The sequence below is a fragment of the Pararhizobium sp. genome, from assembly GCF_035497515.1.
Classification (GTDB): Bacteria; Pseudomonadota; Alphaproteobacteria; order Rhizobiales; family Rhizobiaceae; genus Pararhizobium.
In genome coordinates this window covers 16981-27450 of sequence record NZ_DATJDJ010000153.1, presented here as the reverse complement: position 1 = coordinate 27450, position 10470 = coordinate 16981, and the positions used below count along the sequence as shown (strand labels likewise).

General features: G+C 60.6%; 8 protein-coding genes. 6 read left to right on the top strand and 2 right to left on the bottom strand.

Annotation, left to right across the window (positions count from 1 at the left end; all coding sequences use genetic code 11):
* Positions 1 to 289 precede the first annotated feature (289 nt).
* Complete coding sequence (locus VL202_RS15500) at positions 290 to 2287, bottom strand: GGDEF and EAL domain-containing protein (RefSeq protein WP_325464996.1); 1998 nt, start codon at positions 2285 to 2287, stop codon at positions 290 to 292.
* A gap of 306 nt (positions 2288 to 2593) precedes the next feature.
* Between VL202_RS15500 and VL202_RS15495 the strand changes: the two genes are divergently transcribed.
* Positions 2594 to 3637 (top strand): class I SAM-dependent methyltransferase, encoded by a 1044-nt coding sequence (locus VL202_RS15495; protein WP_325464995.1) that lies wholly within the window; start codon positions 2594 to 2596, stop codon positions 3635 to 3637.
* Positions 3638 to 3725: 88 nt separating this feature from the next.
* Here the strand turns inward: VL202_RS15495 and VL202_RS15490 are convergent, their stop codons facing one another.
* Complete coding sequence (locus tag VL202_RS15490) at positions 3726 to 4769, bottom strand: aldo/keto reductase (RefSeq protein WP_325464994.1); 1044 nt, start codon at positions 4767 to 4769, stop codon at positions 3726 to 3728.
* A 221-nt stretch (positions 4770 to 4990) separates the two neighbouring features.
* Between VL202_RS15490 and fabD the strand changes: the two genes are divergently transcribed.
* The 5 genes from fabD (at position 4991) to mltG (ending at position 10295) form a co-directional block, all read left to right on the top strand.
* Positions 4991 to 5935 (top strand): ACP S-malonyltransferase, encoded by a 945-nt coding sequence (gene fabD, locus VL202_RS15485; protein WP_325464993.1) that lies wholly within the window; start codon positions 4991 to 4993, stop codon positions 5933 to 5935.
* Positions 5936 to 6039: 104 nt separating this feature from the next.
* Complete coding sequence (gene fabG / locus VL202_RS15480; protein WP_325464992.1) at positions 6040 to 6777, top strand: 3-oxoacyl-[acyl-carrier-protein] reductase; 738 nt, start codon at positions 6040 to 6042, stop codon at positions 6775 to 6777.
* Positions 6778 to 7091: 314 nt separating this feature from the next.
* On the top strand, positions 7092 to 7328 hold the full coding sequence (locus tag VL202_RS15475; protein ID WP_018327362.1) for an acyl carrier protein: 237 nt from the start codon (positions 7092 to 7094) through the stop codon (positions 7326 to 7328).
* Between the two features lie 220 nt (positions 7329 to 7548).
* Entirely contained in the window at positions 7549 to 8808 is a 1260-nt protein-coding gene (gene fabF / locus VL202_RS15470) for a beta-ketoacyl-ACP synthase II (RefSeq protein ID WP_325464991.1), read from the top strand.
* 311 nt (positions 8809 to 9119) lie between these two features.
* On the top strand, positions 9120 to 10295 hold the full coding sequence (mltG, locus tag VL202_RS15465) for an endolytic transglycosylase MltG (protein ID WP_325464990.1): 1176 nt from the start codon (positions 9120 to 9122) through the stop codon (positions 10293 to 10295).
* Positions 10296 to 10470 lie beyond the last annotated feature (175 nt).

Here is a 10470-nt window from a genome sequence, read left to right as displayed (position 1 = left end):
CGTTAATCGTCACCCGGAAATCGGCGGCTAAGCCTCAACGACTGTTCAAGTGGCTGCGGACAGCCGGCAAGAAAGTGTTGTTTCGAGACGGTCGAGAGCGGAGACACGGGAGGCTGGACCCCTTTAGGTCCTGACAGGTTTCTTAAGGGAAACCGGCCCTCCGTTCAGCCACCAGCCAGAAGACCGGGTGTTGCGAACAGCGCGCTTATACGCATTTTCGGCGTGGAAGCAAGGGTGATCGGGAAATTTAGATGGAAAGCCGTCGGCGTGGCAGTCGTCTGTCAGGTTCTCACGCCGGCCTGACAAGACAGTTCGGGCGCGTATCGTTGACCGAGGTGGCGCGGAAAGTGTCGGCCGAGGCAGGGCGGCCGACATGGAAGCCCTGGACCTGGTCGATGCCGAATTCGCGCATCAGCTTCAGCTGTTCGTCGGTCTCGACGCCCTCGACCAGGATCTTGTGGCCACGGTTGCGAACCAGCCCGACAATGTCCCGCAGCATGGCCTTGCCGCGCGGGCTGCTGGTGTCGTGCAGGAAGGAGCGGTCGATCTTGACGGTGTCGAAATCGATCAGGCGCAGCCAGGACAGGCCGGCAAAGCCGGTGCCAAAGTCGTCCAGCCAGATGCGGATGCCGAGTGTCTTCAGGTCGCTGATGCAGCGCAGGATGTCCGAATGCATCTCCATTTCGAGGCCTTCGGTGATCTCGAAGGCCAGACGGTTGCCGGCCACCTGCGTCTCGCCGAGGATCGCGGCGACCGATGCGGCAAAACCGGGCGTCTTCAACTGGATCGGTGAGACGTTGACGCTGACGACCTTGACCTGACTGTCGATCAGCAGTTCGCGGCAGGCAGTGCGGATCGCCCAGCGGCCGAGTTCGAGGATCGCGCCGGTGCGCTCCGCGATTGGAATGAACAGACCGGGTGTCACCGGCGTGCCGTCCAGCATGCGCAGGCGCATCAGTGCCTCGAAGGCCTCGAGCTTTCCGCTCGCCGCGTTCTGGATAGGCTGGTAGACGAGCGAGACGAGGTTCTGGGCAACCGCGATCTTCAGGAGCGCCGCGACGTTTTCGCTCTCGTCGCTGGTTTGCGGATCGTTCGGGTCGAACAGCTTGGCGCAGTTCCTGCCGCTGGCCTTGGCGCTGTAGAGCGCGCGGTCGGCGTCGTGGATGATCTTCTCGAGCTTGGAGCCGGCATTGCTGCGGGTATAGGCTGCGCCGACACTGACGGTGACGATCGAGACGCCGTCCCGGCGCTGTTCGTGCACCAGTTCCATGTCGAAGACGGTCCGGCAGATCAGGTTGGCAAGCGCCGCGACCTGATCGTGGGAATCCAGCTGGGCGATGACGATGAATTCTTCGCCGCCAAAGCGCCCGATCGAACCGTTGTAGGGCTGGATGGCCTTTTTCAGCGCGTTCGAGACAAGGACGAGGCAGCGATCGCCTTCCTGATGGCCGTAGCAGTCGTTGTATCGCTTGAAGAAATCGACATCGATCAGGATGGCGGCGAAATTGTTGCCCGATTTCTGCCAGTCGTTCCAGTAGTCCCGCAGCCGCTGGTCGACGGCACGGCGGTTGTCGAGACCGGTGAGCGGATCGGTGTTGGAAAGCCGCAGCAGCGCATCGCCACGATCCGACGCTTCCTTCTGCTGGTAACGGGCTTCGAGCGCGTTGAGAAAGACGTTGTAGCGCTCGCGGTTGAGCTTCCAGTTGATATAGGAGCTGAACAGGAAGCAGGAAATGCTGAACGCGCCGAAGGTCATCTTGTAGAACAGAGCTTCCTGAGGGAAGGTCTGCAGCGCGGCCAGGAACAGCACCACGATGATGCCGGACGCGATGAGCGACAGACGGAACTTGAAGCTGAAGAACAGGTTGACGCTCAGCATGAAGATCGCACCGAAGACCATGTAATAGGACATGGTCAGCGTGTCCGCCGTCATCAGCGCGGCAGGCAGCCAGCCGCCGTAGGCGAAAACCAGCGCTACGGCGCAGGTTCTGTCGATCGCGTCGGCGCCGGCGTCCCGATAGATCTGCCACTCCATCACCGAGAGCATGATCGCCGAAATGATGAAGCGCGCGGCAACTGTATAGGCTGCGACGTCGCGGATCAGCAGAATGTCCGTCAGCGAGAACAACAGATAGATCGTGACCGAAATCCACAAGCCGCGCCGGGTATCCTGCCGGCGTCCGGCCTCACCCTCCTCAGCGTAGAGCCGCCGCAGTTCCTCCGACGGGAGGCGCTGCGGCTCGTTATGAAGATCGATCTCTACGACGTCAGCCAATGTGTGCTTCATGCACCAAATCCATTGCTTGATGGTTCTTTCGAGCTTGAGGTCACTTCCAGGTTGGCGTTGCCCATGCGCGAAGGCGCGTCCCTGATCGGGCGTTCTGCCTAACAGGAAAGCGCAGCATTCCGGAGCAGATTAAGCGAAGTGCATTAAGTTTGTCTGAATTCGGGGATACTGCAATTTACCCTCTCCCAGATAAACCGATGGTTTCAAGCGCAATTAACCATATCACGCGATAGTCGCGATTTCGTACTGGAGATCATTACAATTTTAAGCATATTGTTAAGCGCGTATTAACGGATGGTTTCAGCATTGACCCAAGCTCAGATTGTTTTCGACGGCGAAAGCCTGATCACCCCCAAGGCTATCAACAGTGAACTGGCGTCGGCGCGGGCCGACCTGCATTATGATCAGGTCGCCACGGGCAGGGCGGAACTGGCCATTATTCTCAAGATCGCCCAGCAGCAGATCGAGGAAGACGTGGAGCCGGCGAAGATCATCCATCGGCTGATCAGCTCGCTGAACGCGACGCGCGCCAAGTACCATCCCAATGTCTGGCAGGAACTGATCCCGATCGTTCAGAACCATCCGGTTGCTGACTATTTTCACCACGACCCGTTCACGCGCTGGTCCTTCGTGAAGCCGCGCGGCTATTCCGGCGACGCGCATCTGATCGACTTCATCTACGGCCATGAAAGCGTCGCAGAAGAAGTCGCCAATGCCTCGCCGCTCGGCCGCACGCTTTTTGAATATACCCGCAATTCGCCATCGCCGGTTGCGGTCCGCGAGCGCCGCGACCTGCTCACCAAGCATGTCGATGCCATCGCGGCAGAGAAGGGGCCTGGCACGGAAATCCTGACGGTGGCAGCCGGTCATCTGCGCGAAGCCGATCGCTCCGTCGCGCTGAAGAACGGCGGCATCAAGCGCTGGGTAGCACTGGACCAGGATCCGCAGAGCGTCGGCTCGATGACCCGCGACTTCCAGGGCACCTGCATCGAGGCGATCGATGGTTCAGTTCGCGGTCTTCTGACCAAGTCGCACAAGATCGGCACGTTCGACTTCATCTATGCGGCCGGTCTTTATGACTATCTGGCCGACAAGGTGGCGATCAAGCTGACGCAGACTTGCCTGGACATGCTGAAGCCGAACGGCTCCTTCCTGTTCGCCAACTTCTCCCGCGAGGTGCCTGACGACGGCTACATGGAGACGTTCATGAACTGGGCGCTGCTGTTGCGCTCGAAGGCCGACATGTGGAACATCATCCATGCCAGCGCTCCGAAGGACAAGTTCTCGGCAAGCGTCGAGTTCGGCGCCAACGGCACGATCGTCTATGGCATGATCCGCAAGCTGTCCTGATCAAGCAGCAGTTCCAATATCGAAAAGCCACGGTCCGCAGGGATCGTGGCTTTTTCCGTTTCGTGCCGGCGTAACCCGTGCCGATCGGTCAGATCGGTGCCGGGTAGATCTTGTGCAGCTTGGCGATGCCGGCCAGCACCTCGGCCGAGAGCTTTACATCCTTGGCGCCGATATTCGTCTTCAACTGTTCCATGCTGGTGGCGCCGATGATGACCGAAGTCATGAACGGCCGCATCAGGCTGAAGGCAATCTGCATCTGGGCAAGGTCGAGGCCATGCGCCTTGGCAAGCTTCGCATAGGCGGCGACGGCCGGTTCCTGATATTCGGTATAACGGCCGCCGAGATCGCCGTTGATACTCAGGCGTGACCCGTCCGGTTTTGCACCGTTCAGGTACTTTCCTGTCATCAGGCCGGCGGCCAGCGGCGAATAGGCGAGCAGGCCGACATGCTCATGATGGGCGATTTCCGAAAGGTCGAGATCGAATTGGCGGTAGAGGAAGTTGTACTCGTTCTGGATCGAGGCGAGGCGCGGGAGGCCATGTTTCTCGGCGATCGACAGCATCGTCATGACGCCCCACGCCGTGTCGTTGGAAAGGCCGACAGCACGGACCTTGCCTTCCTTGACGAAATCCCCCAGCGCCTCGAGAATGGCCAGGAGTTCTTCCGGCACGGCCTTCCTGTCCTGCCCGGACGGATCGTAGGTCCAGGAGTTGCGAAAGCCGTAATGTCCGCGGTTGGGCCAATGCATCTGGTAGAGATCGACATAGTCGGTCTGCAGGCGCTTCAGGCTGATCTCCAGCGCCTCGCGCATCGTCTTCGGGCTTGCCGGCGTGCCGTTGCGGATATAGGGGCGGCCGGGGCCGGAGACCTTGGTGGCGACGACGATATCGTCCCGCTTGCCGCTCGCCTTCAGCCAGGTGCCGATATAATCCTCGGTCAGGCCGCGGGTTTCAGGACCTGCCGGCGTCACGGGATAGAGTTCGGCCGTGTCGAAGAAGTTGACGCCCTGTTCCACGGCATAGCTCATCTGCTCATGGGCTTCCGCTTCGGAATTCTGCGTTCCCCATGTCATGGTCCCCAGGCAGATTTCGGAAACCTGGATGCCGGTGCGGCCGAGTGTCTTGAATTTCATGTGTGTCACGTACCTCGATTTGGTTCGGCGGCGAATGTAAAGGCTGCTTGCTGCGGCGCAAGAGGAAAGCACGCCATGGCTCACAAAGAATGCGCGACGCGGCTCAAGCCTTGACTTGCAGCACAGGAATGTGAATGGAAAGGAAAATGCGGCCTGCCTTACGACAGCGTCCGGGACATTCACACTGCGCGCCGCCGCGCATGACGAGGGGGATCAACCTCATGGCCATCGCTTTCACATTTCCAGGACAGGGCAGCCAAGCGCTCGGCATGGGCAAGGATCTGGCCGACGCCTTTCCGGAGGCCGCCGCCGTTTTCGCCGAGATCGATGACGCGCTTGGTGAAAAGCTCTCCGACACCATGTGGAACGGACCGGAAGAAACGTTGACGCTGACGGCCAATGCCCAGCCGGCGCTGATGGCCGTATCGATCGCAGCGCTTCGCGTGCTGGAGGCCAACGGGCTCGATCTGAAATCGAAGGTCGCCTATGTCGCCGGCCATTCGCTCGGCGAATATTCGGCACTTTGCGCCGCCGGTACCTTCTCGCTTGCCGATACGGCGCGGCTTTTGCGCATCCGCGGCAATGCCATGCAGGCGGCGGTTCCGGTCGGCAAGGGTGCGATGGCGGCGATTATCGGGCTGGAGCATTCCGACGTCGATACCGTCTGCAAGGAGGTTCAAGCGCTTGGCTCCTGCCAGATCGCCAATGACAATGGCGGTGGCCAACTGGTCATTTCCGGCGAGAAGGCAGCGGTTGAAAAAGCGGCCGCCCTTGCCACAGAAAAGGGCGCCAAGCGCGCCATCCTGCTGCCGGTTTCGGCCCCCTTCCATTCATCGCTGATGGCACCCGCCGCCGATGCCATGCAGGCCGCCCTCGCGACCGTTTCGAAACGCAATCCGGTCGTGCCGCTGATCGCCAATGTGCGCGCGGCGCCGGTCACCGATGCCGGCGAGATCGCAAGCCTGCTCGTCGAGCAGGTTACAGGCCAGGTCCGCTGGCGCGAAACCGTCGAATGGTTCGCCGCCAACAACGTGACGACGCTCTATGAAGTCGGCTCCGGCAAGGTTCTGACAGGGCTGGCACGGCGCATCGACAAGACGGTGAGCGGCGTCGCCATCAATTCGCCCGCCGATATCGACGCCGCGCTCCAGACCCTGCTTGCTTGAATTGAGGCGAATGGCGAATAGCGAATAGAAAGCTGCCGCTACGATTGCTCTTCCCCTAGTCGCCACTCCCTATTCGCTATTCGCTCCAAAGGAGGAAACTCACCATGTTCGATCTATCCGGCCGCAAGGCTCTCGTTACCGGCGCTTCCGGTGGTATCGGCGAGGAAATCGCCCGCATCCTGCACGCCCAGGGGGCCATCGTCGGCCTGCACGGCACGCGCGTCGAGAAGCTTGAGGAACTCGGCAATTCGCTCGGCGAGCGCGTCCACCTGTTTCCGGCAAACCTGTCCGACCGTGCCGCCGTAAAGGCGCTCGGCGAAAAGGCGGAAGCCGACCTCGGCGGTGTCGATATCCTCGTCAACAATGCCGGCATCACCAAGGACGGCCTGTTCGTGCGCATGAGCGACGAGGACTGGGATGCCGTCCTCGAAGTCAACCTGACCTCCGTTTTTCGGCTGACGCGCGAACTCACTCATCCGATGATGCGTCGCCGCCATGGCCGTATCATCAACATCACGTCGATCGTCGGCGTCACCGGCAATCCGGGCCAGGCCAATTACTGCGCTTCCAAGGCCGGCATGATCGGCTTTTCCAAGTCGCTGGCGCAGGAGATCGCCACCCGCAACGTCACGGTCAACTGCGTTGCCCCCGGCTTCATCGAAAGCGCGATGACGGGCAAGCTGAACGACAAGCAGAAGGATGCCATCATGGGCGCCATCCCGATGAAGCGGATGGGGACGGGCGGTGAGGTGGCTTCAGCCGTCGCTTATCTGGCCTCCAACGAAGCCGGTTACGTGACGGGCCAGACCATTCACGTCAACGGCGGCATGGCGATGATCTGACCGGCGTCAAACGCCTGCGCCGCCGCGATTCCGGGTCAATCGGAGGGGCGAGGTGCAAATACCGGGAATTGCGTGTTGACCAAGCCATTCCCGGCCATTTTCGGACTTTGCGGCAGACTTAAACCGTGTTAAGCGGGCCATGACTGTGCGCAGTCGATCGGACGATATGAGGTTCACGCCAGCTTTCCGTGCGTGGTTTGCCGCTCTTCCGATTGAAGGAATTGCCTGCTGGATCGTCTTGATCTTTCAGGCGTTAATAGGGTACCGATGTCAGAACGGCATCGTTGAGAAAAACAAAGGTCGAGGAATCCGACATGAGCGACGTAGCAGAACGCGTAAAGAAAATTGTTATTGATCATCTTGGCGTCGATGCCGAAAAGGTTTCGGAAGGCGCAAGCTTCATCGACGACCTGGGCGCGGACTCGCTCGACACCGTCGAACTGGTCATGGCATTCGAAGAAGAGTTCGGCGTCGAGATCCCCGACGATGCAGCAGACTCGATCCTGACGGTCGGCGACGCTGTCAAGTTCATCGAAAAGGCACAGGCCTGATATCAGGCGGTGCAGGGCGGGGCGCTTCGCGACCCGCCTCTTTCGTCCCCGTTGCGGGGCACGCTTTCCCTTGGAAAGCAAAAGCGTGACAGGAAAGCCCGCCAGGGCTTCCGTACCTGAGATCACGCGGTATTCGCATCACGGAAATGGATGTACGGATCCGATTTTTGCACGAGGTCCGGCCCAGTTCTGAACTAACTGGCAAGGTGGATCACGGGTTATGAGACGTGTCGTTATCACCGGTACCGGCATGGTATCTCCCTTGGGTTGCGGAACCGAGGTTTCCTGGTCGCGCCTGATCGCTGGCGAAAATGCCGCCCGCAAGGTTACCGAATTCGAAGTTGAAGATCTTCCCGCCAAGATCGCCTGCCGCATTCCATTCGGCGATGGCACGAACGGCACCTACAACGCCGACACCTGGATGGAGCTCAAGGAGCAGCGCAAGGTCGATCCCTTCATCATCTACGCGGTGGCGGCTGCCGACATGGCCCTGGCCGATGCGGACTGGCATCCGAAATCCGATGAAGACCAGATCGCCACGGGCGTCATGATCGGTTCTGGCATCGGTGGTCTCGAAGGCATCGTCGAGGGGGGCATAACGCTACGCGACCGCGGTCCGCGCCGGGTTTCGCCTTTCTTCATTCCCGGCCGCCTGATCAACCTCGCCTCCGGCCAGGTGTCGATCCGCCACAAGCTGCGCGGCCCCAATCATTCCGTCGTCACTGCCTGTTCGACCGGTGCCCATGCCATTGGCGACGCAAGCCGGCTGATCGGGCTCGGCGACGCCGACGTCATGGTGGCCGGCGGCACGGAATCGCCGATTTCCCGCATCGCGCTCGCCGGCTTTGCCGCCTGCAAGGCGCTGTCGACGCAGCACAACGACGATCCGACCCGGGCATCGCGGCCCTACGACAAGGATCGTGACGGCTTCGTCATGGGCGAGGGCGCCGGCGTCGTCGTTCTGGAAGAGCTGGAACACGCCCTGGCACGCGGCGCCAAGATTTACGCCGAGGTCGTCGGCTATGGCATGTCGGGCGATGCCTTCCACATCACCGCTCCGGCCGAAGACGGCGACGGCGCCTATCGCTGCATGCAGATGGCGCTGAAGCGCGCCGGTCTGTCCGCCGCCGATATCGACTATGTCAACGCCCACGGTACGTCGACCATGGCCGACACGATCGAGCTCGGCGCGGTCGAGCGAGTGCTGGGCGAACATGCCGAGAAGGTGTCGATGTCATCGACCAAATCGGCGATCGGCCATCTTTTGGGGGCTGCCGGCGCCGTCGAGGCGATCTTCTGCGCTTTGGCTATCCGCGACAATGTCGCCCCGCCGACCCTCAATCTGGACAACCCTTCGACGGAAACGAAGATCGATCTGGTTCCGCACGTGGCGCGCAAGCGCCAGATCGATGTGGCCCTGTCGAATTCCTTCGGCTTCGGCGGCACGAACGCTTCCCTCGTTCTGCGCCGTTACGCCTGATGCGCCGTTACACCTGATGCGGCGGAGTGGGCCTGTCTTCCGGCGGTCCTTTCGCATCCCTGGGCATCTCACGCATGATATTTGCGGCAGCTATCCAGCTTTTGCCGCATTGCTCAGTTCAAACGTGCTGGAAGGACGAGTGCGACCTCAAACCACGATGCAGCAGCGTGGATAATGATCCACGCTGACACAAGGCCGAGCGGTCAAGATTGCGATCGTCGCTATGAAATGATTCTCTTTCCTGTTTCTCTTCTGGAGTTCGCATCAGGGATTGAGCCGTGCATGATGCGAACTCCAGAAACAGGACAATCGTGAACGACGTAAACGACAACAGCGCAGTGCCATTCGGCCGCAATGAGGCCGGCGGCCCGATTATCCCGAAATCGGCGAGCGAAGCCCTTCGCCCCGAAAAGGTCCCGCGGCCGCCGAAGCGATCCCGCAAGGCGAAAAGCCAGGTCGTCATTTTCCTGAATTTCGTGATGACCGTCATCGTCTGCCTGACGATCGCGGCCGCCGGTACGGTCTATTACGCCATGACCGCCTACGAGAACAAAGGACCGCTGGCTGCCAACACCAATTTCATCGTGAGAAACGGCGCCGGTATTCAGGAAATCGCCGGCAGCCTCGAGCGCAACAATATCGTCTCGGACGGCCGGGTGTTCCGTTTCATGTCGGAAGCCTATCTGGAAGACAATGACACGCTGAAGGCCGGCGAATACGAGATCAAGGCCGGTGCCTCGATGCAGGAGATCATGCAACTCCTGAAATCCGGCAAGTCGATTCTCTACTCCGCCTCCCTTCCCGAAGGCCTGACGGTAAAGCAGATGTTCACCAAGCTGAGCCTCGACCCGGTTCTGGAAGGCGACCTGCCGGCGACGCTTCCCGCCGAAGGCACGTTGCGTCCCGACACCTACAAGTTCTCGCGTGGCACCAAGCGCGCGGAAATCGTCGCGCAGATGGCGCAGGCGCAGAAGGCTCTGGTGGACCAGATCTGGGAAAAGCGCGATCCGGACCTGCCGATTTCCAGCCGCGAGGAATTCGTCACGCTCGCCTCGATCGTCGAGAAGGAAACGGGTCTGGCCGATGAGCGCTCCCGCGTTGCCTCCGTCTTCATCAACCGGCTGGAAAAGGGCATGCGCCTGCAGTCCGATCCGACGATTATCTACGGTATCTTTGGCGGCGACGGAAAGCCGGTCAACCGGCCAATCCTGAAATCGGACCTCGACAAGCAGACGCCCTACAACACCTATCTCATCAAGGGCCTGCCGCCGACGCCGATCGCCAATCCGGGCCGTGCGGCGCTGGAAGCCGTCGCCAACCCTTCGCGGACGTCCGATCTCTATTTCGTGGCCGATGGAACCGGTGGCCATGTGTTCGCAGCCAGCCTCGACGAGCACAACAACAATGTCAGGCGCTGGCGCAAGCTCGAGGCCGAAAAGGCTGCAGCGGCTGCCAAGGCGACCGAAACGGCACCCGCCCCGGAATAATTTCGCCGACAGTGCCGCGCGTCGAATATGGCGCGCAAAGGTCGCAGTAGCACTTCAAAGATGCTGCATAATTTTAGCCTTAAATCGATTCCGATTTAAGGAATTATGCAGTAGGCTTGTGGATGATACGGCTCCGTCGCGCTTGACCCTTGCGGTCAACCGTGCCGGAGCCGTA

Coding starts and splice junctions, on each gene's coding strand:
- fabD (WP_325464993.1), top strand. CDS start 4,991: ATGGCCATCGCTTTCACATTTCCAGGACAGGGCAGCCAAGCGCTCGGC.
- fabG (WP_325464992.1), top strand. CDS start 6,040: ATGTTCGATCTATCCGGCCGCAAGGCTCTCGTTACCGGCGCTTCCGGT.
- VL202_RS15475 (WP_018327362.1), top strand. CDS start 7,092: ATGAGCGACGTAGCAGAACGCGTAAAGAAAATTGTTATTGATCATCTT.
- VL202_RS15500 (WP_325464996.1), bottom strand. CDS start 2,287: ATGAAGCACACATTGGCTGACGTCGTAGAGATCGATCTTCATAACGAG.
- fabF (WP_325464991.1), top strand. CDS start 7,549: ATGAGACGTGTCGTTATCACCGGTACCGGCATGGTATCTCCCTTGGGT.
- VL202_RS15490 (WP_325464994.1), bottom strand. CDS start 4,769: ATGAAATTCAAGACACTCGGCCGCACCGGCATCCAGGTTTCCGAAATC.